The 25,094-nt window shown below is 66.0% G+C and carries 30 protein-coding genes; 4 read left to right on the top strand and 26 right to left on the bottom strand.

What is annotated here, in order from left to right; translation table 11 throughout:
• Positions 1 to 10 precede the first annotated feature (10 nt).
• The 7 genes from flgH to flgB all read right to left on the bottom strand — a co-directional run bounded on the left by flgH (position 11) and on the right by flgB (position 5,077).
• The gene (gene flgH / locus JVX91_RS06645) at positions 11 to 673 is read right to left on the bottom strand and encodes a flagellar basal body L-ring protein FlgH (protein WP_037016153.1); all 663 of its coding nucleotides are present in this window, start codon (positions 671 to 673) and stop codon (positions 11 to 13) included.
• A gap of 2 nt (positions 674 to 675) precedes the next feature.
• Positions 676 to 1,461 (bottom strand): flagellar basal-body rod protein FlgG, encoded by a 786-nt coding sequence (gene flgG, locus JVX91_RS06640; protein ID WP_205338548.1) that lies wholly within the window; start codon positions 1,459 to 1,461, stop codon positions 676 to 678.
• 27 nt (positions 1,462 to 1,488) lie between these two features.
• Entirely contained in the window at positions 1,489 to 2,217 is a 729-nt protein-coding gene (locus JVX91_RS06635) for a flagellar basal body rod protein FlgF (RefSeq protein ID WP_205338547.1), read from the bottom strand.
• Between the two features lie 167 nt (positions 2,218 to 2,384).
• The gene (flgE, locus tag JVX91_RS06630; protein WP_205338546.1) at positions 2,385 to 3,572 is read right to left on the bottom strand and encodes a flagellar hook protein FlgE; all 1,188 of its coding nucleotides are present in this window, start codon (positions 3,570 to 3,572) and stop codon (positions 2,385 to 2,387) included.
• A gap of 35 nt (positions 3,573 to 3,607) precedes the next feature.
• A complete protein-coding gene (locus JVX91_RS06625) occupies positions 3,608 to 4,279 on the bottom strand; it encodes a flagellar hook capping FlgD N-terminal domain-containing protein (protein WP_205338545.1) in 672 nt (223 codons plus the stop codon).
• Entirely contained in the window at positions 4,279 to 4,707 is a 429-nt protein-coding gene (gene flgC / locus JVX91_RS06620; protein WP_205338544.1) for a flagellar basal body rod protein FlgC, read from the bottom strand. The genes JVX91_RS06625 and flgC overlap by 1 nt, the downstream gene beginning before the upstream one ends.
• 4 nt (positions 4,708 to 4,711) lie before the next feature.
• A complete protein-coding gene (gene flgB, locus JVX91_RS06615; RefSeq protein ID WP_205338543.1) occupies positions 4,712 to 5,077 on the bottom strand; it encodes a flagellar basal body rod protein FlgB in 366 nt (121 codons plus the stop codon).
• Positions 5,078 to 5,139: 62 nt separating this feature from the next.
• Here flgB and flgA point away from each other — a divergent pair, with 62 nt between their 5' ends.
• Positions 5,140 to 5,973, top strand: a complete 834-nt coding sequence (flgA, locus tag JVX91_RS06610; protein ID WP_240201712.1) for a flagellar basal body P-ring formation chaperone FlgA — start codon at positions 5,140 to 5,142, stop codon at positions 5,971 to 5,973.
• A 272-nt stretch (positions 5,974 to 6,245) separates the two neighbouring features.
• Here the strand turns inward: flgA and JVX91_RS06605 are convergent, their stop codons facing one another.
• The 6 genes from JVX91_RS06605 to JVX91_RS06580 all read right to left on the bottom strand — a co-directional run bounded on the left by JVX91_RS06605 (position 6,246) and on the right by JVX91_RS06580 (position 12,052).
• Positions 6,246 to 7,175 carry a phosphatidate cytidylyltransferase gene (locus JVX91_RS06605; RefSeq protein WP_024766297.1) on the bottom strand — a complete coding sequence of 310 codons (930 nt, stop codon included), beginning with the start codon at positions 7,173 to 7,175 and terminating at the stop codon, positions 6,246 to 6,248.
• Position 7,176: 1 nt separating this feature from the next.
• Positions 7,177 to 7,806, bottom strand: coding sequence for a lysophospholipid acyltransferase family protein (locus tag JVX91_RS06600; RefSeq protein WP_205338542.1), 630 nt, complete (start codon positions 7,804 to 7,806; stop codon positions 7,177 to 7,179).
• Between the two features lie 14 nt (positions 7,807 to 7,820).
• On the bottom strand, positions 7,821 to 8,267 hold the full coding sequence (locus JVX91_RS06595) for a hypothetical protein (RefSeq protein WP_205338541.1): 447 nt from the start codon (positions 8,265 to 8,267) through the stop codon (positions 7,821 to 7,823).
• Positions 8,257 to 9,597, bottom strand: coding sequence for a phosphatase PAP2/dual specificity phosphatase family protein (locus JVX91_RS06590; RefSeq protein WP_205339948.1), 1,341 nt, complete (start codon positions 9,595 to 9,597; stop codon positions 8,257 to 8,259). The genes JVX91_RS06595 and JVX91_RS06590 overlap by 11 nt, the downstream gene beginning before the upstream one ends.
• An 11-nt stretch (positions 9,598 to 9,608) precedes the next feature.
• A complete protein-coding gene (locus JVX91_RS06585; protein ID WP_205338540.1) occupies positions 9,609 to 11,366 on the bottom strand; it encodes a bifunctional alpha/beta hydrolase/class I SAM-dependent methyltransferase in 1,758 nt (585 codons plus the stop codon).
• A 65-nt stretch (positions 11,367 to 11,431) separates the two neighbouring features.
• A complete protein-coding gene (locus JVX91_RS06580) occupies positions 11,432 to 12,052 on the bottom strand; it encodes a CDP-alcohol phosphatidyltransferase family protein (protein ID WP_205338539.1) in 621 nt (206 codons plus the stop codon).
• 293 nt (positions 12,053 to 12,345) lie between these two features.
• Here JVX91_RS06580 and lafA point away from each other — a divergent pair, with 293 nt between their 5' ends.
• The 3 genes from lafA to JVX91_RS06565 all read left to right on the top strand — a co-directional run bounded on the left by lafA (position 12,346) and on the right by JVX91_RS06565 (position 14,829).
• A complete protein-coding gene (gene lafA / locus JVX91_RS06575; RefSeq protein ID WP_205338538.1) occupies positions 12,346 to 13,227 on the top strand; it encodes a lateral flagellin LafA in 882 nt (293 codons plus the stop codon).
• A gap of 289 nt (positions 13,228 to 13,516) precedes the next feature.
• A complete protein-coding gene (locus JVX91_RS06570) occupies positions 13,517 to 14,353 on the top strand; it encodes a winged helix-turn-helix domain-containing protein (RefSeq protein ID WP_240201711.1) in 837 nt (278 codons plus the stop codon).
• Positions 14,341 to 14,829, top strand: a complete 489-nt coding sequence (locus tag JVX91_RS06565; protein WP_205338536.1) for a hypothetical protein — start codon at positions 14,341 to 14,343, stop codon at positions 14,827 to 14,829. The genes JVX91_RS06570 and JVX91_RS06565 overlap by 13 nt, the downstream gene beginning before the upstream one ends.
• A 5-nt stretch (positions 14,830 to 14,834) precedes the next feature.
• Here the strand turns inward: JVX91_RS06565 and JVX91_RS06560 are convergent, their stop codons facing one another.
• The 13 genes from JVX91_RS06560 to fliH form a co-directional block, all read right to left on the bottom strand.
• Complete coding sequence (locus JVX91_RS06560; protein ID WP_205338535.1) at positions 14,835 to 15,827, bottom strand: OmpA family protein; 993 nt, start codon at positions 15,825 to 15,827, stop codon at positions 14,835 to 14,837.
• The gene (gene motA / locus JVX91_RS06555; protein WP_205338534.1) at positions 15,824 to 16,696 is read right to left on the bottom strand and encodes a flagellar motor stator protein MotA; all 873 of its coding nucleotides are present in this window, start codon (positions 16,694 to 16,696) and stop codon (positions 15,824 to 15,826) included. Before motA ends, JVX91_RS06560 begins: the two co-directional genes overlap by 4 nt.
• A gap of 13 nt (positions 16,697 to 16,709) precedes the next feature.
• A complete protein-coding gene (locus JVX91_RS06550) occupies positions 16,710 to 17,459 on the bottom strand; it encodes a FliA/WhiG family RNA polymerase sigma factor (protein WP_240201710.1) in 750 nt (249 codons plus the stop codon).
• A 6-nt stretch (positions 17,460 to 17,465) separates the two neighbouring features.
• Positions 17,466 to 17,954, bottom strand: a complete 489-nt coding sequence (locus tag JVX91_RS06545; RefSeq protein ID WP_205338533.1) for a flagellar basal body-associated FliL family protein — start codon at positions 17,952 to 17,954, stop codon at positions 17,466 to 17,468.
• A 44-nt stretch (positions 17,955 to 17,998) separates the two neighbouring features.
• The gene (locus tag JVX91_RS06540; protein ID WP_205338532.1) at positions 17,999 to 19,150 is read right to left on the bottom strand and encodes a flagellar hook-length control protein FliK; all 1,152 of its coding nucleotides are present in this window, start codon (positions 19,148 to 19,150) and stop codon (positions 17,999 to 18,001) included.
• A 3-nt stretch (positions 19,151 to 19,153) separates the two neighbouring features.
• Positions 19,154 to 19,471, bottom strand: a complete 318-nt coding sequence (locus JVX91_RS06535; RefSeq protein WP_205338531.1) for a hypothetical protein — start codon at positions 19,469 to 19,471, stop codon at positions 19,154 to 19,156.
• Positions 19,455 to 19,853 (bottom strand): flagellar export chaperone FliS, encoded by a 399-nt coding sequence (gene fliS, locus JVX91_RS06530; RefSeq protein WP_205338530.1) that lies wholly within the window; start codon positions 19,851 to 19,853, stop codon positions 19,455 to 19,457. The genes JVX91_RS06535 and fliS overlap by 17 nt, the downstream gene beginning before the upstream one ends.
• On the bottom strand, positions 19,850 to 21,199 hold the full coding sequence (gene fliD, locus JVX91_RS06525; RefSeq protein ID WP_205338529.1) for a flagellar filament capping protein FliD: 1,350 nt from the start codon (positions 21,197 to 21,199) through the stop codon (positions 19,850 to 19,852). Before fliD ends, fliS begins: the two co-directional genes overlap by 4 nt.
• A 527-nt stretch (positions 21,200 to 21,726) precedes the next feature.
• Positions 21,727 to 22,167, bottom strand: coding sequence for a flagellar protein FlgN (locus JVX91_RS06520; protein WP_205338528.1), 441 nt, complete (start codon positions 22,165 to 22,167; stop codon positions 21,727 to 21,729).
• A complete protein-coding gene (gene flgM / locus JVX91_RS06515) occupies positions 22,164 to 22,448 on the bottom strand; it encodes a flagellar biosynthesis anti-sigma factor FlgM (RefSeq protein WP_205338527.1) in 285 nt (94 codons plus the stop codon). The genes JVX91_RS06520 and flgM overlap by 4 nt, the downstream gene beginning before the upstream one ends.
• A 187-nt stretch (positions 22,449 to 22,635) precedes the next feature.
• Positions 22,636 to 23,058, bottom strand: a complete 423-nt coding sequence (locus tag JVX91_RS06510; RefSeq protein WP_196912514.1) for a flagellar FliJ family protein — start codon at positions 23,056 to 23,058, stop codon at positions 22,636 to 22,638.
• Positions 23,058 to 24,389, bottom strand: coding sequence for a flagellar protein export ATPase FliI (gene fliI / locus JVX91_RS06505; RefSeq protein WP_205338526.1), 1,332 nt, complete (start codon positions 24,387 to 24,389; stop codon positions 23,058 to 23,060). Before fliI ends, JVX91_RS06510 begins: the two co-directional genes overlap by 1 nt.
• Before the next feature lies 1 nt (position 24,390).
• The gene (gene fliH, locus JVX91_RS06500; protein ID WP_205338525.1) at positions 24,391 to 25,089 is read right to left on the bottom strand and encodes a flagellar assembly protein FliH; all 699 of its coding nucleotides are present in this window, start codon (positions 25,087 to 25,089) and stop codon (positions 24,391 to 24,393) included.
• Between the last annotated feature and the right edge of the window lie 5 nt (positions 25,090 to 25,094).

Here is a 25,094-nt window from a genome sequence, read left to right as displayed (position 1 = left end):
GCTCGCCTGCTTACATCGGGAACAGCGGATGGGTGAAGAAGCGCGTCAGCCAGCCGGCCGAGTTGCTGTCGTTGAGCACGCCGCGCCCGGCGTAGGAAATCTTGGCGTTGGCGACGTTCTGCGAGGACACCTGGTTGGCGCGGTTGATGTCGTCCAGGCGCACCAGGCCGGTGAGGCGGATGAACTCGTCGCCCTGGTTCAGGCGCAGCGACTTCTCGCCCTTCACCAGCAACACGCCGCCGGGCAGCACCTTGTGCACGGTCACCGCGATGGAGCCGGTGAGGGTGTTCTGCTGCGAGCTCTTCGCCGAGCCGTTGAAATCGCGGTTGGCCGTGGCCGAGGTTTCCAGGCCGCCGTACTCCTTGGTCAGGATGGTCGGCACCGGCACGTCCAGGCTGGATTTCTTGCCGAAGCTGGTGCCCGCGCTCTTGCTCGACTGGGTGGACTCGCTGAGCACCACGGTGACGATGTCGCCCACGCCGATGGCGCGCTTGTCGCGCAGCAGCGAGCCGCCGTAGCCGGAACGGAACAGCCCGCCGCTGGTGGTGGGCGGCAGGCTGTAGTCCAGCTCCGGCGGCTGGTAGAGCGAGGAATCCTCGTCCGGCAGCATCTCGTTGAAGCTCTGGCAGCCGGCGAGCAGCGCCAGGGCGAGCAGCAGGGCAAGGCGCGTCATGGTCAGACCGTCTGGTTGAGGAACTGCTGCATGCCCGACGCGGCGTCGAGCACTTTGGCGTTGGCCTCGTAGGCGCGCTGGATGGCGATCATGTTCACCATGGCTTCCACCACCTGCACGTTGGAGCCTTCCAGCACGCCCTGCTTGAGCGTGCCCAGGCCTTCCTCGCCCGGCGTGCCTTCCTGCGGCTCGCCGCTGGCGGCGGTTTCCTTGTAGAGGTTGCCGCCGAGGGCTTCCAGGCCGGCCGGGTTGGTGAAGCTGACCAGGGTGATCTGGCCCAGCTCGGTGGGCAGCGTCTCGCCGGGAAGGATGGCGGTGACGATGCCGTCGCTACCGACGGTAAAGCGGCTGGCGCCGGCCGGCACTTCGATGTTCGGTGTCAGCGGCAGGCCCTGGGCGTTGACCACGATGCCTTCGTTGTTCAGCTGCAGCTGGCCGTTCTCGGTGTAGTAGGTGTCGCCGTTGGGCGCCTCGACCTGGAAGAAGCCGCTGCCGACGATGGCCAGGTCCATCGGTTGCCCGGTGGTCTGCATGCTGCCTTCGGTGAACACCTTCTGCGTGCCGACGACGCGCACGCCGCTGCCCAACTGGATGCCGGAGGGCACGGTGTTGACCTGGTCAGCCTGGGCGCCGGGTTGCAGTTGCACCTGGTAGAACAGGTCCTCGAACACCGCGCGGTCGCTCTTGAAGCCGACGGTGTTCACGTTGGCCAGGTTGTTGGCCACGGTGGACATCGCGGTGTCCTGTGCCGCCAGGCCGGTCTTGCTGACCCAAAGTGCCGAACTCATGTTGTGCTCCTGTCTGCGCGCCGCGCGTTACGCGCCACGGATCATGCGGTCGCCAGCCTCGGCGAGATCCGAGGCGGCCTTCATCATCTTCACCTGGGTCTCGAACCGCCGGTTCAGGCTCATGGTGCCCACCAACTGGTCGATGGCCGAAACGTTGCTCTGCTCCAGGTGCCCGGAGACCAGGCGTACGTCGTCGCTGGCGGCGACGTTCTGGCCGTCCTTGCTCACCAGCAGGCCCTGGGCGTTCTTCACCAGCGACGCGGCCGGCGCGTCCACCAATTTGAGGCGGTCGACGTCGGTCATCATGAAATCGCCGCGCGGCATCACCGAGATGGTGCCGTCGCTGCCGATGGCGATGGCGTCGTACTCGGGCAGGGTGATCGGGCCGCCCTCGCCGAGCACGACGCGGCCGTTGATCATCAGCTGGCGGTCGGCGTCGATTTCCAGGTTGCCCTGGCGCGTGTACGCCTCGCCGTTGCCGCTCTGCACGGCGAGCAGGCCCTGGCCCTGGATGGCGACGTCGAGGTCGCGCCCGGTAGCCATCAGGGTGCCGGCGCTCATGTCGACGCCGCTGCTCTCGATGCGCGCCAGGTGGCGGCTGTCGTAGCCGGCGCCGCTCACGTCCACAGCGGTGGCGTGCTCCAGGTCGGCGCGGAAGCCGGGGGTGTTGACGTTGGCCAGGTTGTTGGCGCGGATGTCCAGCGCAGACATGCTGCGGCTGGCCGCCGTCATCGCGGTGTAGCCGAGACGATCCATGACGAGTCCTTAGAGCCTGTTTGTGATCTTTTGAGTTAGAAGAGCATGTGGACTTATTGCGTGGAGAACCCCTCTCCCCAGCCCTGGCTGCGCGCCCCGCTCCGAAGGGAGAGGGAAATGCCCGAGCCTCGATACTTCCAACACCGTAGAAAATCGTAAGAAGGCGCTTAGATGGCCGAGAACAGCACTTGGGTGAGTTCCTTGTCGGTGGTCATCACCTTGGTGTTCGCCTGGTAGTTGCGCTGGCCTTCCATCAGGCCCACCAGTTGCTGGGTGATGTCGACGTTGGAGCCTTCCAGGTTGCCGGCCGACAGCGAGCCGAACTGGCCGATGCCGGGCACGCCGATCAGCGGGGCGCCGGAGGCGGAGGTCTCGGTCCAGGCGGTGCCGCTCTGGTTCTGCAGGCCGCCGGTGTTGACGAAGTTGGCCAACGCGACCTGGCCCTGCAGCATGCGCTGGCCGTTGCTGTAGTTGACGTAGACCTTGCCGTCGTTCTCCACCGCGATGCCGGTCTGCTCGCCGGCGGCGTAACCGGTGGTGCGGTTGGTGGTGACGATGAAGTCCGAGCCGTACTGGCTGGTGCCGGTGTAGTCGAGGGCGATGTTCATCGGGTTGACGCCCGGCAGGTTGAAGCTCACCGGCACCGCGGCGATCGGCGTGGACAGCGAGCCGTCCGGGGCGAAGGTCAGCGACTGGGTGGCGCCCACGGCATTGCCATCCACTGCGTAATGCGCGTCCCAGGTGTTGCTGCCGGTCAGTACGAAGTACTGGGTCAGCGTGTGCTCCTTGCCCTGCGAGTCGTAGATCTTGCTGGTGTAGGTGGAGTTGTAGGTCGCCACGTTCTGCGGATCGAACGGCGCAACGGTCGGCACCTTCTCGTTGGAGTCGAGGTTGGCGACGAACTCCAGCTTGTCGGTGGCCTTGGCCGGCAGGTTGGCGGTCTTCACCTGCAGGTCGGACACGGTGCCCACCAGCAGGTTGCCGGCCGCGTCGGTCGGGTAGCCCTGCAGGCGCTGGCCGGTGGCGTTGATCAGGTAGTTGGCGTTGTCCTGGCTGAACACCCCGGCGCGGGTGTACTGGGTGTCGCCATTGCCGCTCTTGACGACGAAGAAGCCGCCACCGGAGATGGCCAGGTCGAGGTTGCGGTTGGTCGACACCAGCGAGCCGCCCTGGCTGATGCTCTGGGTGGTGCCGGTGACTTCCACTCCCATGCCCTTGGTATCGGCGTAGACGCTGCCGAACTCGGTGCGCGAGGACTTGAAGCCGACGGTGCCGGAGTTGGCGATGTTGTTGCTGATGGTGTCCAGCTGCTGGGTGACCGCGTTCAGGCCGGTCAGGGCGATGTTGAAGCTCATGGCGTTAGCTCATCCTAAGAGGGGGAAACAGGCGCTCAGGCGGCCTGGCCCTGACTGAATTCGACGATCTTGTAGAACGGCACGGAACCGGCGCCCGCGACATCCAGCACCGGGCCGTCGGCGCTGACGCGGACGTTGTGGACCAACCCGGACACTTCGATGCCCGGCGTCTCACCGCTCTCGGTCTTCACCGCCAGCGTGTATTTGCCCGGCTTCAGGCCGAGGGCTTCGGGGTCCACGGTGAAGGGCACGGCACCCGGCTCCTGCGGGCCGAGGGTGATGTCGGTGCGCACACCGTTGGCATCGGTGAGCTGCAGCACCGTGGTGGCCGAGGCGTGTTCCAGGTTGATCTGCCCACTGACCTTGTCGCCGTCCAGCTGCAGGCTGTCGGCGCTGACCTTCACTTCCTGGCCGACCAGGCCGGCGGCGGTGAGGGTCTGCAGGTTGTCCATCAGCACCAGGTTGTTCTGCTGCAGGGTGGTCATGTTCTGCATGCTCTTCACCTGCGCCATGGCCGAGTACTGGTTGATGAACTCGGTGCTGTCCACCGGCTTGGTCGGATCCTGGTACTGCACCTGGGCGACCAGCAGGGTGATGAAGCTGTTCTCCATGTCACCCATCTCGCCGAGATTCACCGCCTGCTTGGGCGTGCCGGACGATGTGCCGTTGGTGCTGGTACCGCTGGTGTCGTTGTTCACCGTGCTCATCAGGCGTCTCCCAGTTTCAGCAGGCTGGACTGCATGCTCTTCACCCGGTTGAGCACTTCCACACCGGTCTCGAAGCTGCGGGTGGCGGACATCATGTCGGTCATCTCTTCGATCTCGTTGACGTCGGGGTAGTAGACGTAGCCGGTGGCGTCGGCCAGCGGGCTGCCCGGCTCGTAGCGGCGCTGCGGGGCACGGCCGGAGGTGACCACGTCGAGCACCTGCACGTGGGCGCCGCCCATGCCGGCGCTGCGGGTGAGCTGGTCGTTCTCGTAGACGGCGGCGAACATCGGCTTGCGCGCCTGGTACACGTCGTCGGGCTTGGCGGCGGCGGAGTCGGCGTTGGCCAGGTTGCTGGCCACGGTGTTCAGGCGCACGGTCTGCGCGTTCATCGACGAGCCGGCGATGCGGTAGATGGAATCGAATGCCATGGCGTCAGCGTCCCTCGATGGCCTGCTTGAGGCCGCGGAATTTCATGGTCAGGAAGGTCAGGCTGGTCTGGAAATCCATCGCGTTGCGCGAGAACTCCGCCTGCTCGGTGGCCAGCTCGACGCTGTTGCCGTCCTGGGAAGGCTGGTTGGGAATGCGGTACTTCAGCTCCATCGATTGCGGGCCCGCGCTGGCCAGCAATGCCGACGGATTGCCCTGGCGCTGCATCTCGGCGGCGAAATCGATGTCCCGCGCCTTGAAGCCGGGGGTGTCTTCGTTGGCCAGGTTGGAGGCCAGGATTTCGCTGCGCTGCATGTGCAGCGAGAGGGCTCTCTCGTGGATACCCAGGGTCTCGTCAAACCGTATACTCATTCGCGCAACCCGCTCTCGTCGTTCGGCCATCTTTCGGTGTGCGCAGCGATAGAGCACAAAGCATGCCCACCCCGGAATATCGCTTCATGCCGTTGATTTACAAGGACTTACGCTCAGGAAAGAACAGCGCGCGCAACGCGCCTTTTCCGCTTTCGACGCGCCGCGCGACGGGATGCGGAAAGGCCCTTTCCGCCTGCTTCCTCCTGCTGCTGCCCGCCCTCGCGCACGCGCACGCGCACGCGCAGGATGCACGTGCGCAACTCGACGCCGCAGCGCAGCAGCAGGTCGCCGCCGAGCTGAAGGAAGCCGCACGCAAAGCCGGATGGAAAGGCATGACTTTCACGGTGAACAACAACCTGCCCAACAGCCTCGGCAAGCTCGCTGCCTGCCCTGGCAGCCCGCAGCTGCGCGTGCTCGAAACGCCTACTGCGGTTACCGCGCGACGACGCTTCGAAGCCTCCTGCACAGGGCAAGCCGGCTGGCCGGTGACCTTCATCAGCCAACCCACCGTGTACCTGCCGACCGTGGTCGCCAGCGGCGAGATCGAGCGCGGTCAGACGCTGGACGCGGCGCAGCTCAAGCTCGCGCCGGTGGAGCTCGGCAAGAGCTCGCGGGGTTACTTCACCGATATCACCGAGGTGGCCGGCAAGACTGCCCGCCGGCGCATTCGCGCCGACCAGCCGCTGACGCCGGCGCTGCTCGACGGCGCCATGCTGGTGCGCCGCGGCCAGCAGGTGAAGATCGTCGCCAGCCAGGATGGCATCCAGGCCAGCGCCGTCGGCGAGGCGCTGGCGAACGGCAAGCAGGACGAGGTGATCCGGGTGAAGAACCTGCGCAGCCAGAAGGTCATCGAGGCGAAGGTAATGGCGTCGGGTGAGGTGAGTAGCATCTTCTGAGGCCGCTCGGAGCGGCGCGCCCATCGGTGGACTGACGTAAGAGCAACTGTCTTTTCGGGCTAGTACGTGCGGGTCCTTTCCCTCACCCCAACCCTCTCCCGGAGGGAGAGGGAGCTGTCCGTGCCGGCTTACGCCATAGCTTCCTCCTGCACCATACGGTCCCCTCTCCCGCTTGCGGGAGAGGGTTAGGGTGAGGGGCTCTTAATCTCCGCGATCGGTCCGCATCGCGCGCGTGGCCATCGAGGACAGAGGCCGTTCCCATGGAAACGGCATCAGGTCCACCAATACCGCACGAAGTGGAAGAACACCGGCGCCGCGAAGCACACCGAGTCCAGGCGGTCGAGCATGCCGCCGTGGCCTTCGATCATGTGGCCCCAGTCCTTCACCCCGCGGTCGCGCTTGATCGCCGACATCACCAGGCCGCCGAAGAAGCCGAGGATGTTGATCATCAGCGCGATCAGCAGTGCCTGCCAGAAGGCGAACGGGGTGATCCACCACAACGCGCCACCGATCAACGTGGCCAGCGCCACGCCTCCGACGAAGCCTTCCAGGGTTTTGGACGGCGACAGGTTGGGGGCGATCTTGCGCTTGCCGAAGAGCTTGCCGCAGACGTACTGCAGCACATCCGACAACTGCACGACGATCACCAGGAAGGCGATCAGCAGCAGGTTGCGGCCCTCGTAACCCTCGATGTTCAGGGTCAGCAGCGCCGGCACGTAGGAGATGCAGAACACCGCCAGCATCAGCGCCCACTGCACCTTCGAGGCGCGTTCGAGGAAGTGCTTGGAGTCGCCGCCCAGCGAGGCGAGGATCGGCAGCAGCAGGAATACATAGACCGGAATGAAGATGGAGAACAGCCCATACCACTGGATGCCGATCAACAGGTACTGCATCGGCAGCACGAAGTAGAAGGCCGCGACCAGCGCCGGGTAATCGCTGCGCCGGGTCGGCATCAGCGTGAGGAACTCGCGCAGGGCGTAGAATGACACACCATAGAACAGCAGGATCACCGCCCAGTAGCCGAGGGCGAAGGCGCAGCCGATCACCGCGACCATCACCCACCAGGCGTTGATCCGCGCGTTGAGGTTGTCGATCACCGCGTGCGGCCCCGCCGGCGCGCGCCAGCGCAGTACCGCGCCGACCAGCGAGGCGAGAACGAGAATGCCGCCGATACCGGCGAACAGCAGCCAGGTCTGGTTCATCTCAGCGACCCTCCGGCGCGGCGAGTTTCAACAGCGCCTCGCGGGCGCGTTCGAGGAAGGCTTCCTTGGCCTCCCCTTCCTGCACCGCCAGCGGCGAACCGAAGCTCAAGGTGCAAAGCAATGGCAACGGCAGTGCGCGGCCCTTGGGCATGACGCGGTTGAGGTTGTCCAGCCATACCGGCACCAGCTCGACCTGCGGATGTGCTTTGGACAGGTGATAGATGCCGCTCTTGAAGGGCAACAGGCGCACCTCCTCGTCGAGGTTGCGCGTGCCCTCGGGGAAGAGGATCAGCGAGTCGCCGTCGGCCAGTGCCTGCTCGACCGGTTCCAGCGGATTGCCGCCTTCTGCGCCGCGCGTGCGGTCGATCAGCACGCCGTGGAACACGCGGTTGATGATGAAGCCACGCAGGCCGCCCTTGCCCCAATAGTCCATCCCGGCGACCGGGCGCGTACGCGCGCGCAGTTCGGGCGGCAGCGAGGCCCAGAGCAGCACGAAGTCGCCGTGGCTGCTGTGGTTGGCGTAGTAGATGCGCTGCGCCGGGATCGGCGTGGTGCCGATCCACAAGCTGCGCAGGCCGGTCACCGCGCGGGCACCGGCGATGATGGCATAGGCGAACAGTCGTTCCAGCATTGCGGGGGCGTTCCTCAGGATTGGAAAGTCAGGGCGATCAGGCACAGCAGCGCAACGAGCCACTGCAGCGCACACAGCATCACCTGCCGACGCAGGAGTTTCAGCGCACCACGGCTGCGCTCGCTCCAGGTGCGACCGGACATTTCCGCAGGCACACCGACATAGGTGGCCAGCGCGTCGTCCAGTTGCCGGGTTTTCTCCGGCAGCGTCTCTCCGGCGTTGGCCATGGCCTCGAACAGATCGGCGTCCAGCGCCACACGCATGGCGTAGAACTTCTGTACCAGGCCGAGCAGCACCAGCAGCGCCATGCTCAGGCTGAACGCCAGCGTGGCGCTGGCCATCAGCGCGCCGTAGAAGCCCAGCGCCAGCGCGAGCACCGTCAGCGCCGAAGACAACCCATTGAGACTGCTGCCGCGGCGCAGCAGGCTGGCCACCAGGATCAGGCCCGGATCAACCGACATGACTCACCTCTCGTGGTAGTTGCGGCTGCCCGGCGACCTGCGCCAGCACCGCCAGTTGTTCGGCCTTGAGCACGATGTGTGGACGCGCGCGGCGAATCTGCGCCACCGCGTCCTCGACCGTGGCCGCCTGGCCGGATAACAGCAGCCACGCGGCCAGAACCGTCGCACTGCGCGAATAACCCAGGGCGCAGCAGACCAGCAACGGGCCACGCGCGCGAAGTTCGTCGATCAAGGCGGCGCCCAGTCGGCACTGATCGACGCTGGGCGCAATCAGGTCGAGCAACGGCAGGCTCGCGTAACGATCGTCATGCGCAGTGCAGGGAAGCTCGGCGCACAGGTCGAGCACTCCCAGCTCGGGCCGCGCCTTGCGCTCTGCCGCGCCGGGCAGGCGCCCCAGCCAGAGCCCGGGCAGTACCTCATCGGGCTGCGGGTGCTGGCGCGTCCACGCGCGGGAATTGATCCAGGCGGCCAGCCGATAAGGCGCCAGCAGCCAGCAGACAGCCAGCGAGTGGCGGCCCTCCGCGCGCTTCTGAAAGCCCTCCGCGCCGACGCCCAGGTAGCACAGCGCAACCAGCGCCAGCGATACCACCGGCCAGCACAACCAGAGCCAGATGCCGCCTCCGCTCAGTGCCAACATTCCGCAAAGCGCCGCGCCGATGGCATACAAGGCGGACAGTCGAAGTCGCCGCGGATCGAAGCTCAGCGTCCAGGCGGCCAAAGGCGACCGCCCTTCCCGCGGCCACAGCCAGAGGCAGAAGAAACCGGCCAGGGCACCCGTCGGCACATCGATGAAGTGGTGCTGCCAGGTGGTCAGTACCGACAGCCCGATGAGCGCGAACCAGCCATGCAGCAACCAGCGCCAGACCCCGCTGGCGTAGCGCCCGTAGGCCGCCCAGAGCACCACCAGCAGCGCGATATGCAGCGAAGGCGCCTGGTTGAACGGCTTGTCGAAGCCCATCAGCACGTCGAACAGCCAGCCGAACAGGCCGTCCAGCGCCGGGCGCTCGAAGCTGAAGCGCAGCGGGAAAAGCAGGAAACAGCTGACTGCGATGACCTGCGCCGTGAGCAGTCGTAGGGCATGGCTGTCCAGCTCACGCCGGGTGCGTGGTAGCAGGAAGGACAAGCCGTAGAGCAGGTCGATCGACCAGTACGGAATGATCGCCCACGGCCACAGCGGCATGCCGCGTTCCCAGTCGAACACCAGCACGCCGACCGTCTCGCGCTGCCCCGTCACCCAGTTGGCGAAGCCGTAGCTGGCGAAGAAGAACGGCGCGAGGCACAGCAGCCAGATCACCGCCCGGCGAAACACGCCGGGGTCGCGCGGCGGCATCGCTGCAGCCATCAACGGCGCTCCCGGCGGGCCAGGGAGACAGTGAAGATGCCATCCTCGTCGATGCGCTGGGCCAGCTTGCGGAAGCCCGCCGCTTCGACCAGTTGGTCCATCTCCAGTTGCGTGCGGCGACGCATCACCCAGGCCTGCCCGGCGCGGTGGCTGGTCAGGGCGCGGGCGATCAGCTCCAGCTGTGGGTGCCAGGGCTGGCCGGTGTAGATCAGGTAACCGCCCTCTTCCACCGCTGCGCCGAGGCCGGCCAGCGAGCCGCTGACCATGGCGTTGTCGGCGAACAGCTCGTAGAGACCGGACACCACCGCCAGGCTCGGTTTCGGTTCGACGGCGGCGAGATCCGCGCCATCGAAGGCATCGCCCTGGACAAAGCGCGCACGCTCCTTCAGCCCCAGGCGCTCGATCAGCGCCGAGCCTTCGCGCACGTTCAGCTCGCTGTAGTCGCGCAGCAGCACGCTTTCGGGCAGCGGTTCGACGCCCTGCAGCGCTTCGAGAATGTAGCGCCCGTGGCCGGCGGCGATGTCGAGGATGCGCACCTCGCGGCCCTGCTCGCGCAGGCTGGCCATGGCCAGGCGCAGCAGTTCCTCGATGTGCACCTTGCGCTGGCGGATGCCGCGCCAGCCGGCGGACTCCAGGTAAGTGCGGTCGATCATCCGCCCCACCGGCCCCGCGCCGGCGGGCTGGTTGCGGTAGACGTAATCCAGCGTGCTGCCGGAATCGAAACCGGTCTGGAAACCGAGGTTGATGCCGTCGGAGAGCAACCGGCCGAGGCGCATGTTGGCGCGGGTCGCGCGCCAGTAGAGGTCGCGGATCGACCAGCTGGGCAGCGGGGTCGCCAGGGCTTCAGCTTCAGCGCAGGTGTAGCCGAAGCGGTCGGCGTCGCGCAGGTCCGGGCGCTCCGGCGCGCGGGCAAAGCATTCGAGAATGAAGCGCCGGGCACGGGTCACTGCCTGCTCGCGGTTCAGCTCGCCCAGGGTGTCGTGGAAGAAACCGGGCAGGATGTGCAGTTCCTTGCGCGCTGTGCCAAGGTTGTCGAAGAAGCGCTGCTGGGGCTTGCGGTGCACCACGAAGTCGGAGCCGGAAATCAGTAGCTGGGTCGGCACCTGGATCGCCTGGGCATCGGCGACCACGCGATCAGCCGCTTCGTAGAGGCCCAGCAGCACGTTCACCGAGATCGCCTTGGCGATCAGCGGGTCGCTGTCATAGGAGGCGATGCGCTCGGGATCGTGGGTGAGGAATTTCGCCTTCACGTAGCTGTTGACGAAGAAGTTGCCGCGCCACGCCCTTGCCAGTTTCAGGCCCGGCCGGGCGAAGGGCACGTAGAGCTTGACCTTGAACGCCGGCGAAGCGAGCACCAGGCTGCGGATCGGCGGGGCATAGTCGTGGACCCAGGTGGACGCGACCACGGCGCCGACGCTCTGCGCCACGACGGCCATATCGCTGATGGCGATGCCGTGGGTGGCGGCGATGTGCTCGACGAAGGTCTGCACATCGCGCACGCTGGTGCCGAAGCTCGGGCTGTCGCCCCGCGCGCCCGGCGACTGGCCGTGGCCGCGAGCGTCCCAGGCGAAGACGTCGAAACCGGGCAGGTCCAGCTCGTCGGCCAGATGGCCGATGCGGCCGGAATGCTCATGACCACGGTGGAACAGCACGACCGCGCGGCGCGGCTCATCGCTGGCGGTCGCTGCGGGCCAGTGGCGATAGAACAGCTCGACGCCGTCGTGGGTCACGAAATGGTGGTTCGAAGATTTGCGCATAACTTCCTCTGTTGGATGCATTCGGAGGCGCTCCGGCCTCCACCGTGAAATGTCCTGGCCGCGACTCAGCCGGCCGATTGGTTGCGTTGCTCGGCCAATCCCTGACGCACCCGGTTGACGATAGTCAGCACCAGCAGCAGCGCCAGCAGTCCCAGCAGCGGGTCGAGCCAGTAGAGCGGCAGCAGGCCGCTGGCTACGCCGGCACCGAAGACGCCGAAGCACAGCGCGCGGTCGCTCTTGCCCATCGGCCCGTCATAGCGCCGCGAGGCCCCGACCATCACGCCCAGCACACCGGCGTATTCGCTGATCACCGCCAGCAGCACCACCAGCACGACCAGTCCCGGCGTCACACCGGGCAACAGCGCGAAAGGCAGGTAGAGAGCGCTGTCGGCAACCACGTCAGTCAGTTCGTTGAGGTAGGCGCCCAGCTTCGACTGCTGGCCGAATTCGCGGGCGAGCATCCCGTCCATGGCATTGAGCGCCATGCGCAGGAACATCCACAGGGGGATCAGCAGGAATACCCAGGGGTGGCCGGAGAAGATCGCGACGACCAGCGCGACCAGCAGCGAGAGGCCGCACGCGGCCAGCGTCACCTGGTTGGCGGTAACGCCCCGCTCGTACAGGCGCGTGACCAGCGGGCGCAGCAGGTTCTGGAAGCGGGACTTGAGTTGGTAGACGGAGATCATGGAGGTCCTTCTCATCGTTCGAAGCGAACTATCTACAGGAGCGATCCACAGCCCTGTGGACCCGCCGAGCTTAGCCGTACGCCCGGGGCAGGACTATCGGATGTGTCTCATCACCATAGATGTCCGATCGACGGTGCCGAGGCACAGTGGCGGCACCGGGCCCACCACGCCGCCCGCCAGAAACCCCACGCCAAAAATTTTTCGCCGCCCCTTAATGCCCTCCTGCGAGCTGTCGCCTTACCTCTTCAGCAGGCACAACGCCGGCTTCATCCAGCTCATACAGGAAGTCCACCATGGCCTTGTCGATTCAAACCAACTACTCCTCCCTGATCACCCAGACCAACCTGGGCAAGACCAACAGCCTGCTGGCGACCAACCAGCAGCGCCTGGGCACCGGCCTGCGCATCAACTCCGCCGCCGACGACGCCGCCGGCCTGCAGATCGCCACCCGCCTGAACGCCCAGTCCCGCGGTATGGACGTGGCCATGCGCAACACCAGCGACGCCATCTCCCTGATGCAGACCGCCGACGGCGCGTTCAGCGAGCTGACCGACATCACCCAGCGCATGAAGGACCTGGCCACCCAGGCCGCCAACGGCACCAACTCCACCGACGACGGCAAGGCCCTGTCCGCCGAGTTCAACGAGCTGGGCAAGGAGCTGACCAACATCATCTCCAACACCAAGTTCGCCGGTGACGCGCTGTTCGGCGTCGATGGCGCCAGCGGCAAGTTCGGCACCACCGGTGGCGTGACCTTCCAGATCGGTTCGGACAAAGCCGAAACCCTGAACGTCGACGTCGCCACCCAGCTGAAAGCCGTGACCGACGCCTTCGGCACCCTGACCAAGCAATTCGCCGCCACCCCGGCTGCCGGCACCGAGCTGGAAACCCTGAGCGGCGCCAACGATTCCATCGATAACGCCAGCAAGGCGCTGGACGCCATCGGCAGCCTGCGCGCGCAGTTCGGCGCGAACATCAACCGCCTGCAGCACACCTCCAACAACCTGGCCAACATGAAGGACAACACCGACCTGTCCAAAGGCCGCATCATGGACGCCGACTTCGCCGTCGAAAGCGCCAACATGAGCAAGAACTCCATGCTCATGCAGTCCGGCATCTCCATGCTCAAGCAAGCCGGCCAGATGCCCAGCATGATCATGGGCCTGCTGGGCTAAGGCCCGGTCCGCGCGAGACGTCTCCGTCTCGCGCAGTGCCATCCGAACGCCCCGCCTCGGCGGGGCGTTCTGCTGTCTGCGGGTACGCTGACACGTGGGCGCGAGCTGCATCATCCGCGTAGCGCCGCTCTGGCGTGGTGATTTCGTGGCTTGTGTGAAAATTGCAAGCACGAGTGTGCAAAATTCAGAACTTGCACCCACATTTTTCTGACGTCAAAATAATGCCCCTGCCTCCATGGACATATGGAGTTTCCCCGCGACCGTCAAGGGAGCGGCTCGCAAGGGCAAGATGAGCACATTCACTTCAACGCTTGCGGACAGTCGGCCTTCCATCGCCTGCCTGACCCTCCGTACCGGCCGTTCCGATTGCATCGCGCAGTTCTATCCAGCGCTATATCAGCTCGACCTCGACCGTGATGGCCAGGTGGAACGCATCGACCTGGGCTTTTCCGGCAGTCGCGTGCTCGAACGCCTGCTGCAAAGCCCGGGAGACGTGGTCGCGCGCGACGAACTGCTGACCCACGCCTGGTCCGACCGGGTAGTCGGCCAGGGCAGCCTGAACCAGCAGATCTATACCCTGCGCCAGGTGCTGGCGGACGAAAAGCAGCGACAGATCATCCAGACGCTGCCGCGTCGCGGCTACATGTTCAATCCGCAATACCTGGTGACCGCGGCCAGCGAGCCGGACGAGGAAATCGTCGACGCCACACCGGAAGTCATTCCACTGGCGAGCGCCGAAACAATCGCCGAAACGCCGAATCCCCGGCGTCTGAAACTCGTCGCCGCCAGCCTCTGCATCCTCGGCCTGCTGGTTCTTGCCGGCGCCTTCTACTACACCCAGGTGCGCAGCCCGGTCCTCACTGCCGAAGAGAGCGTCGGCAGCCTGCAGATCACCTACGTCGAAGAGAACGAACAGGCGTTGCAGCGACTGATGCGCAACACCCGGCCGCTGGCGCGCCAGCTCGCCGACCTGGCCACTCGCCCCGTCGCCTTGCTACTGCACATGACCTCGGGTTTCTACGAACTGGTCTGTGTGCAACCCGAAGGCACGTCCAACTGGCTGCTGATCCACGAGAGCCAGGTCGCCCGGATTCCCCAGGAGCAGCTGCGCAAGTGCCTGAACTGAACCAGTTCCGCCAGGCCGGCGTGGCTCGCCGCTGCCTGTTGATCTCGCTGTTCGGCCTCGCCTGCCTCGCACTCTCGGTAGCCATGCTGTGGAAGCACACGCAGAGCTCCTCGAAGATCGACGGTCGCTACGCATCGTCCGGGCAAGTCGTGCTGGGGAACGGCCGGGTACTGGATATCGCCCAGACCACCATGGTTCACGAGGGGCGCTTCTACTCGATGATCCAGCAGGACGCCAACATCCTCGAAGTCTCCGGCGGCGTCGGCAACGACCTCGTTGGGCGCTACCAGCTGCGGGTCGAGGAGAACAGCATCAGCAACCTGCAGGCCGACAGCGGCCTGGACAGCGAGCTGATCTTCAACCTGCTCTACGGCCGCCAGCGTGGCGCGCGCATCACCCTCGAACCGCTGGGCGACTGCCTCTACGGTGTGGAGACGCGCCAGGTGTTCTGCCCATACCACCTGAGCAAGCGCTGACCCGTTCACGGCGTCACCGGCGCGGCCGCCTTGGCGGGCGCTGCGTCGTTTGCCCTGGGCGTCACCAGCTGCGCACCGGACGCCGAGTAGTGCACCTGTGCATAACTCTCGCCGAAGATTTCCCGGTACAGGCTCTCCGCGCGCTGGGTCAGTAGCAGGATTTCGATGCGCCGGTTGGCGCCGTTCTCCGGGTCTTCCGGGCGCAGCGGCATGACATCGGCCTGGGCCGCCACCTGCAACACGTGCGCCGCAGGCAGCCCGCTGTCGACCATCACGTTGCGCGCGCGCAGGGCACGGTCGCCGGACAGGTTCCAGTTGTTGTAGCCATCCGGCCGGCGGTACTGCACGGCGTCGGTGTGGCCACTGAGGATCAGTTTGTTTTGCACCTTGGACAGCACGCCGGACAGCGCGCCGAGCAGGGTCCGGAAGTGCGGGTCGAGTGTCGCCTGGCCGCGCTCGAACATGAAGCGCTGCTGGTCGTCCTTGATCAGGATGCGCAGGCCCTGCGGCACTACCGTCACCTCGATGTTGGCCAGCGCGTCGACCTTGCCGGACACCTCGCGGATCAGCTCGGCCAGCTCGCGCAGGTCCTCGTTGCTGTCGTACTGACGACCGTCGCCGTCCTGCTGCACGTTGGAGTCTCTCGCCTGCTCGCCCGCCTTGCCCTGCTTGCCGGCGTCGAGCGCGAGCTGCGGCGCGGGTTTCTCCGGCGTCTTGATCGGCTGGGGCATGCCGTCCAGTTCGACAGGTGTGCGGCTGGCGCCATCGAACACGCCGGCGCCACCATCGACCACCGGGTTGGCGTCCTGATCGCCCACCGCCACCGGCTGCGGCTCGGTCTGCGGGTGGACGATCCACAGCACCATGAACAGCGCCATCATCGCCAGGGTGAAGTCGGCGAAGGCGACTTTCCAGGCGCCGCCGTGCTCATCATCGTGGCCCTTCTTGCTGCGGCGCTTGATGATGATCTCGCCATGCTTGTCGGCACGTTTCTTCATGCTGCGTCCCGCTCTTCCTCATAGCGGGTCACCCAGGTTTCCAGCTGCTTGAAGGCGGGTTTCACGTCCTGCTCGATCAGCTTGCGGCCGGCGTCCACCGCCAGCAGCGTCGGCTTGCCTGCGACGTGGGCGACCAGCGTGGTGCGCACGCATTCCAGCGCCGACAGCTCGGTCTTCACCCGCTGCGACATGGCGTTGGACAGCGGGTCCATCAAGCAGTAGCAGACGAAGATACCGAAGAAGGTCCCCACCAGCGCGGCCGCCACGTGGGCGCCGATCTCGGCCACCGATCCGCCGATGTTGCCCATGGTGATGATGATCCCGAGGATCGCCGCGAGAATGCCGAAGCCGGGCATCGCCTCGCCAACCTTGTGCAGCGACTTGGACGGTTGCAGCAGGGCGTGCTCCATGGCGTCCAGCTCCTGCTCGAGGAAGCCTTCCAGCTCGTGCGCGCTGATCTTGCCCATGGCCATCAGGCGGAAGTTGTCGGCGATGAACGCCATCAGGTTCTTTTCCTGGAGGATCAGCGGATAGCGGGCGAACAGATCGCTCTGCTCCGGCTCCTCGATGTGTGCATCGAGCACTTTCAGGCCGCCGACGTCGACCATCTCCAGCAGTTCGTAGAGGAGCATCAGCAACTGGCGCTGGAACTCCTCGCCACGGCGCTTGAAGACGAACACGCCCTTGATCTGCGAGCACATCTCCAGCAGCACTTCGCGCGGGTTGGCGACGACCAGCGAGCCGAGGCCAGCGCCGAGGATGATCAGCATTTCCGCCGGCTGCCAGAGTGCGCGCATGTCGCCGTGGGCCATGGCGTAGCCGCCGAGCACGGCGGCGATGATGATCAGGGCGCCGATGATTTTCTGCATGGTTATGGATTCTTCAGAGAGTGTCGGGGTCGTTGAGGAAACGGCTGCACTTGCCGATCGCCTGCTTCATCAGCTGGCAGATGCGCGCATCGGTCAGCTCCAGCACCAGGGCGATTTCCTTGAGGTTCAGCTCGTGCTGGTAATACAGGTTGAGAATCAGCCGCTCGCGTTCATTGAGGCGTTCCAGCGCCTGGGCCAGCAGACGCTCCTTGAGCACCCGCTCCTCCAGCGCTTCGCCGCTTCCCTGCACGCCGTCGTGGCCGTTTTGCAGCAGCGCGTCGAAGCTCTCGATGGCCTCGGAGGATTCGGCGCGCAGGTAGTCCTGGTAGCCCGCCTCGTCGAGACCGGTGGCGGCGAGTACCTCTTCGTCGCTGGGCACGCGGCCGAGCTGGCGTGCCAGCGCGCGGATCGCATCGCGCACCTTGTGCGCCTGTTGCCGGACCTGGCGCGGCCGCCAGTCGAGGCGACGAAGTTCGTCGAGGATCGCACCACGGATACGCAGCGCGGCGAAACGGCCGAACTGCTCATCCGGTTCGCCGTAGCGGCGCAGGCCTTCAAGCAGGCCCATCAGGCCGATCTGCTCCATGTCCTCGCGGTCCAGCACCTGGTTGGCCTGCAGCGACAGCTGGCTGACGATGCGGCGTACCAGGGGCAGGTACTGCATCATCCAGCGCTGCTCGGCGGCCGGCGTCAGGCGGACATGTCCACCCTCACCGGCATAGGCGGCGACGTAGTCGCAGGCGGGATCGCGAAGGGCATGCATGGCGGCTTACTGGACGACCATCTTGCTGAGCATCACGTGCTCGAAGGGCACCACCACCTTGCGCGCGGCGAAGTCGTCGATCACCGCCTTCTCCAGGCGCGTCTGCACGTCGCCGATGGGCATGGCACGCAGCACTTCGAACTTCTCCGGGGTCAGGTTTGCAACCACCGAGCTGCGCACCATGGGCGCGACGCTTTCCAGCTTCTTGCGCTCCTGCTCAGCCTTGGCCTGCAGCACCAGGTCGATCACGAAGTAGTGTTCGCGGTCTTCGCCACGGGAGCTGACGATGATCTTTTCCACCGGCACGAAGAGGTATTCGGCGCTCTCCTGCTCTTCCTCCTCCCCGGCGTCTTCCTTGCCGCCCTCCTTGTCGGAAGCAGCAGCGGCCGGGGCGAGGCTGGCGGACTTGATCATCTTGTAATTGACGAACACGCCACCCAGCACGACGGCGATATTCACGATGAGCATCAGTAGAACGAGACGCGGCGTGGACATGGGGTTTCTCGAAAAATCCTGTGGGGATGCGGACCGCAGACGGCCTACACGGTAATCAGTACGTCGCTGTCGCCACGCGGCGCGGAGCGCTCGCCCGCCTGCGCATCGCGCGGGTTGGCGGCGACCGCGACCTGCTCGTCGGCAAAGCGCTGGCGGTTCTGCTGGCCTTGCTGGCCGGACTGGGCATCGGGCGAGACCTGCACGTTGACCTGCAGGAAGTTCTGCCCGACCAGCTCCTGGCGCAGTCGCTCGCTGGTGTTCTGCAGCAGGCGCACGACGTCGCCGTTGCTGGCGGAAATCTGCACGTTGAGCTGGCCGGCCTCGTGGCGCACGAGGATCTCCATGGCGCCCAGCTCCGGCGGATCGAGACGGATCGTGGCGTTCTGTACGCGCTGGGTCAGTTGCAGCTCGACGTTGTCGCGCAGCGCCGTCAGCATCTGCTCGCCCCAATGGGCCTCGGTGTTGCCCTTGAGGTGCAGGGGCTTGTCGAACAGTGGCGTCGCGGCTGCGCTGACAGTGGCTGGAGCGTTGTTGTCGCCGGCCGGAAGACTCGTGACGGGCGCTGCACCAGGCAATGACGGCGCGGGGGATTCCGGTGCCACCGAGGTCGCAGTCAGGTGCTGTTGCAGCAGCGTCTGCGCCTGGCTCTGGGTGGCCTCGCGCGGGGCCGGGGCAGCGACTTTCCCAGCCTCGTCCTGCGGCTCGGCGGGCGGCAGCAGCATGTCTTCGGGCTTGACCGCAGCGGGTGCGGACTGCACAGATGGATCGACGGACTGGGTGGCGAACCCCGGAACCTGTGCGGAAGTCCGTGCCGGTGGATTATCCCGCGCCTGGACCACCAGCCCGGCCTGGCTGAGCATGCCGGCGAGCCAGCTTTCCGCGCCGGAAGGCGAGGCATCGTCGACCCGCTGGGCGGACATGTCGGCGTCGGTGTCTTCCGCAGGCAGTGCCTCGGGAAGCCCCGGCTGCGCGACGGTCGGTGGCTGCGTGGTTTGCTCGACCTGCGCCGTGTCGAACTGGGTCAGGAAGGACTGCACGCTGATCGCCCGCTCGCCGGCATTCGACTGCGTCGGCTGCTGCGCGCGGAAGCCGGCAACGCGTGAGTCGTCACGCGTTGAAACCGGCGGACGTGCCTCGGCCACCGGGCGCGCATCGCGGTCCGTGGTGGGCGGGGATTGGGTCGGTAACTGGATCACGGTCTATCGACCCTCCTGGAAGCTGTCCACCTGCATGTACGCCGAACGCCCCTCGGCGTACTCCAGGTGCGACAGCAGCAGGCGACGCAGGCGCTCGCACTCCTCGGCGCAGGCCTGGGATGCCTGCTCATGCAGGCGCTTGAGACGTTTCTTGGCCAGCAGCACATCGGCCGCCAACCCGGCTTGCGACGACATCGTCACCAGTTGCGCGCGGATCGCCAGGTCGACCTGCCCCATGGCTTTCCAGTCCTTGCGCTGCAGCGCCGCACCGAGCCGTTCGTACAGCTCGAGCAGGCGCTGGCGATCATCCACGAGCGGCACTCACGCCCTCCCAGCCTTCGCGCAGGATGCCCAGCAGGCGCACGACTTCATCGATGCCGGCGACGTCCAGCGACACGCTGACGTCGGAGAGCCGGTAGATGCAGTAGTCGTACAGGCGCGCCAGGCCCTGGACGGTGTCGCCGCCATTCTCGTAGTCGAGCGCGCCGTTGAGCCCATTGAGGATGTTCAGGCACTTCTCCAGCGAGCGGCCCTTCTGCTGATAACGCTTGTGCTCGATATGCCCACGGGCACGGGCCAGCTCGTCGAGCAGGCCGTCGAACAGCACCAGCACCAGTTCATAGGGCGAAGACGACGCGGCCTTGGCCTCCAGGTCGATCATCCGATAGCTGTCGTAGCTTTCGTTCATGCCGTAGGCACTCATCCGAACATCCCGCTGGTCTGACTCATCGACTGCATGACCTGCATCATCGAGGTGTATTGCTTGAGGTAGCGCGCGTAGTAGGTGTCGTACTGCTTCTGCAGGTTGTCGTAGTCATCGTCGACGCGGCGCAGGCTGTTGTTCAGCGCGTCCTTGCGGTTCTTCATCACACCGTTGGTGCTGTTGGTGTAGACCGCGACACCCTTGTCCAGGCTGTCGAGCAGGTTGCCCTTGCCCATGAACAGCTTGTCGAGCCCTTCCGGGTCGGCGGCGATGGCCTTCTCGAAGCGCGTGGCATCGAGGGTCAGCTTGCCGCTGCGGTCGGCGCTGATGCCGAAGTTGATCAGGTTGGCGCCGCCGAAGGTGGTGCGGACCATCTGGTTCAGCGCGTTCTCGATGGCCCGCACGCTGGAGTCGCCAGCCAGGGCGCCACGGGCGTTGCCGTTCTGGTCGCCGGCGGCGGTCAGGCTGTCGATCTGGCCGGCCAGCGCATTGAAGGCGTCGATGAAGGTCTGCACCTTCTTCTTGGTCTCGCTCTGATCCTGCGCCACGGTCATGGTGATGGGCGCCTCGCCGGGCTTCTGCGCCTGGGTGAAGGTGACGCTGACGCCGTCGATGATGTTGTCGAAGGTGTTGCTGGCGTTGCTCAGCAACATGCCGCTCTCGCCGCCCAGGCGGACACGGGCGTCCTGCGCCTTGGACAGCTCCTGCGGATTGCCGATGGCGTTCTCGAAGGCGCTGTTACCGCTGTCGGTGCCGCTCAGCGACAGGCTGATGGCATTCGCCGCGCCGGACTTGTCCGCGCCCAGTACCAGCGAGACCTGGCCGTTGCTGCGCACCAGGGTGGCCTTCACGCCGGTGTTGTCGGTGGCCTTGTTGATCGCCGCAGCCAACTCGTCCAGCGAGTTGCTGCCGTCACCGTCGGTGTCGATCTTGCTCAGGTCGATGTCGAAGGACTTGCCGTTCTGGCCCAGGGTCAGGGTGCCCTGGGTGTCGATGTCGCTGGCCTGCAAACCGGAGAGCGACAGCTGGTGACTGGTGGCGAGCTGCTCGACGAAGAAGTCGTAGCTGCCGGGCACAGCGGTCTTGTCCACCTTGGCGGTCAGGTAGCCGTCCTTGCTCAGGGTGGCGCTGTTGACCAGCATGCTGGTCTTGCTGCCGGTCACGCCCTGCAGGTTCTTCACCGCCGTGGAGAAGCTCTTGAGCGCCGTCTCCAGGGAGGTCACCGCGGTCAGCTGGGACTGGTACGACGACTTGTTGCGATCAGCCTTGCTCAGGCCGTTCTGCACTTCGTACGTGGCCAGCTGCTGGGCCATCTGTTTGACGTAATCGGAATCTATGGTCGCCATCTGAATCCACCTCTTTGTGCCCCCCCTCTGCATAAGGTCAGGAGCAATTACGATGCCAATGCCGTAAGGCCCGTCGTTCAAGGCTTTGCGGGCTACCCGGGGAGAAGGTGAACTTCCGCCCGGCGTGGTTTGGCGCGTAGCGGGAAGCGGAATTTCCGCCTGCCGGGCGCGCGCCCTGATGCAGAGGAAGGGCGACCGTGGGGAGGGATTTGTTAAGGGGTTTCGGCGGGGTGTTTTTGCAGACTCTGCAGCCGCTGCCGGACGTATCGCTGCCAGCGGCCTTCCCTCACCCCAGCCCTGGCTACGCGCCCCGCTCCTGAGGGAGAGGGGGCAGATTGTGCTGGCTGATGTCGAGGTTTCATCCTGCGCCGAACGGTCCCCTCTCCCGCAAGCGGGAGAGGGTTAGGGTGAGGGGCCTTGTGCACTGCACAGAGAGACAGGAACTCGCGTAGGAGCGGACTCCGTCCGCGATAGGTCCGCATCACGCCGGACACCATCGCGGACGGAGTCCGCTCCTACGAATCAGGTCAGTACAGCTGCTGGGAATACACCGGCTGTTCGCGCGGATCGCCCATCAGCTGGCTGAGGATGTCGTGGTGCATCGCCAGCAGCTTGCCGTTGCGCTCGTTGAGGCGCTTGCACTGGGCAGTGAGCTGGCCCAGTTGCAGCCACTCCTGCTGCAGCTCCTCACGGCGCGGCGGCGTGTAGTTGGAGAGCAGCGTGCGCATGCCCTCTGCGTCCATCGGCAGATGGAAGGCGCGCAGCACGCGGCTGCGGCGCTGGGCGCGGCCGGCGACAGCGTCGAGCAGCGCCTGGATATCGGGATTCAGCGCTTCGATCTGCGCGCTGTCCCGCGCCAGCAGGTGGCGATACAGCTCCTGCAGGCGCTCGCGCAGCGCCAGGCAATCGCGGGCATCCTGCTGGATGTCCTGCTCGATCACCTGCAACAGCCGCGCGCGCTGGGTCATGCGTCGCTGCCGCGATGGTAGGAGAGAATGCTGGTGGCGAGCAGGCGTGTGTCGTTGGCCAGATCGCCATTCATCAGGGCGCGGCGGATTTCGGCGACGCGATCCTGGTCCACGTCGGGCATGGCGCGCAGGGTTTCCTGCATCTCGTCCAGGCGCAGCGAATCGCTGACCGGCGCACTGGCGCTGGTCTCTGCCACCGGGGCGGCACGCTCGCTGCGCGCGCTCTTGGCGGACTCGCTGGTGGCCAGCGCGGCGCTGGTCAGTTGCCGGGTGATTTCCATGGTCGTTATCCGAGTATTTTTGGGGCTTTCCCTCAGAGGGCGACCGCCTCGAAGGAAAACTTAAATGCCATGTTCAGAGTTCGCCAAACGGCCGGCGGATAACCGCAAGCGGTTATTCGCCCTACGGCTCCATGTCCCGGCGTAGGGCGCATAACGCGGAACGCGTTATCCGCCATGTTCACCGGTTTCAAGCCCGCGCCCGCCACCAGGACTGCGCGGCGAGGCCATCCTGGATTTTCTGTTCCTGCTGCGCAAGCTGCGCCTGCCATTGGCCGACCTTGGCCTCGATGACCTGGGTCAGCACCTTCTCGCTGCGCATGGCCGCCAGCAACTCGCCCTGAATACGCGCCAGGGCCTGTTCGGCGACTTCCAGCTCGCGGCGCTGCAACTGCAGCATCTTGTGCAGGGTCGCCTTGTACTGCTGCTGGTTGTGCCGCTGCAACGGCGTGCTGGTGGCGACACTGAAGCCACACAGGCGGTCGAGTCCGGTGATGTTGTTGCGGTAGCGCTGGCACAGCGTCTGCTGGTAATTCACTCGACCCAGCAGCTCGCGGACCTTGCCACCGCGCACATCGGCCAGGCGCCCGAGCATGTCGATCTGCGCCTTCATCAGCGGCCACCAACGATGCTTTGCAGGGTGGCGACGCTGTTGGCCAGCTCGGCACCATCCGCCGTTTCCTGGCGCAGGTAGCGCTCCAGCATCGGCGCCAGCTGCACGGCGCGGTCGGTCTTCACGTCCATGCCCGGCGTGTAGCCGCCCAGCGGGATGAGCTCCTTGATGCGCTCGTAGGTGCCGCTGAACTCCTTGAACTGCCTTGCCGCGGAAAGATGCAGAGGGTCCGCCACCTGGCTCATGCAGCGACTGACCGAAGCGCCGATGTCGATGGCCGGGTAATGTCCGACATCCGCCAGGCGCCGCGACAGCACAATGTGCCCATCGAGGATCGCACGGGCGCAATCGACGATCGGGTCCTGGTGGTCGTCGCCTTCCGCCAGCACGGTGTAGATGGCGCTCAGGCTGCCCGTCTCGCCCTCGCCGTTGCCGGCACTTTCCACCAGTTCCGGGAGCATGCCGAACACCGACGGCGGATAGCCCTTGGTCGCCGGCGGCTCGCCCAGCGCCAGGGCGATCTCGCGCTGGGCCATGGCGTAGCGGGTCAGGGAGTCCACCAGCAGAAGCACGTCCTTGCCCTGGTCGCGGAAATACGCGGCGATGCTGTGGCACAGCTCGGTGGCCTTCAGGCGCATCAATGGCGATTCATTGGCCGGCGCCACCACCACCACGGCCTTCTGCAAACCTTCCGGGCCGAGGGAGTGCAGGATGAACTCCTGCACCTCGCGGCCGCGCTCGCCGATCAGGCCGACGACTACCACATCGGCCTTGGTCTGCCGGGTGATCATCCCCAGCAGCACGCTCTTGCCCACCCCGCTGCCGGCGAACAGGCCGACGCGCTGGCCCTTGCCCAGGGTCAGCAGGCCGTTGATGGCGCGCACGCCAACGTCCAGCGGCTCGGACACCGGGCGCCGGCGCAGCGGGTTCACCTGCGGCAATTCGGTGGGCAGGGGATGACGGCCAGCGAGTTTGCCGAGGCCGTCGAGCGGTTCGCCGAGGCCGTTGACCACGCGCCCCAGCCAGGAATGATCGATATGCAGCACTGCTTCGTCCGGTGCCGGGAATACCCGCGAGCCGGAGGTCAGGCCGACGGGTTTCTTGAAAGGCATGAGGTAGGTGATATCACGGTTGAAGCCGACCACCTGCGCCTCCAGGCGCTCGCCGTCGGCGACTTCCACGTAGCAGCGCTGGCCGGTCATGCGCCGGCAGCCGAGGCTTTCCAGCAGCAGGCCGGAGACGCGCACCAGGCGACCGCTGACCCGCGCCAGCTGGACCGAATCCAGCGAGCGCAGCGCTTCTTCGAGCTTGAAGCCGTCGCCCAGGGCCACGTCAGTCTTCGTCCTGCAGGTGCGCGCTCAGCGCTTCCATGCAACTGTCCAAGCGCTGCTGGCAACCGATGTCGGCTTCGGCCTGGGCGGTAACGACACGGCATTCGCCCAGCGCCAGGCGCTCGTCCGGCACCAGTCGCCACCTGGCGGCGCGCTCGGGGTTCAGCTCACGAATCCGCGCGCATTCTTCCGGGTTGAGCAGGATCTGCACCTCGCCCTGCTCGCCCGGCATCGCGGCAAGGGCTTCCTCGGCCAGCGTCAGCAGCTGCGTGGGATTGAGCGTGAGTTCAACACGAATGACCTGCTTCGCCACCTTCTGCACCAGCTCCAGCAGCTCTTTCTGCCGCGCATGCTGGAAGGCCTGGTGATAGTCGGTGAAGGCCTCGACGGCGGCCTGCAACGGCGCGCTGGCTTCATCGAACACTTGCCGGCCAGCGGCTCGACCTTCCTCGCGGCCCTTGCGCAGGCCGTCCTGGCGACCAGCCTCGAAGCCTTCGCGCAAGCCTGCCTCGCGGCCTTCGCCGACGCCGTCCTGGTAGCCCTTCTCCAGGCCTTCCTGGAAGCCTTCGGAGATGGCGCGCTGGCGCGCGGCCGGGTCGCTGTCCCAGCCGTGGTTGTCGGCGCTGGCGGTCGCGCAGCGTGGCGGGAAGCGGTACGGGCGCCAGGCACGGCTGTCGGCCTTGATGACTTTGATCGCCATGCGCG

Origin of the sequence: Pseudomonas sp. PDNC002 (assembly GCF_016919445.1) — a bacterium.
Classification (GTDB): Bacteria; Pseudomonadota; Gammaproteobacteria; order Pseudomonadales; family Pseudomonadaceae; genus Pseudomonas.
Note: the sequence above shows the minus strand (reverse complement) of the source record. Positions and strands in the feature narration are given on the sequence as shown.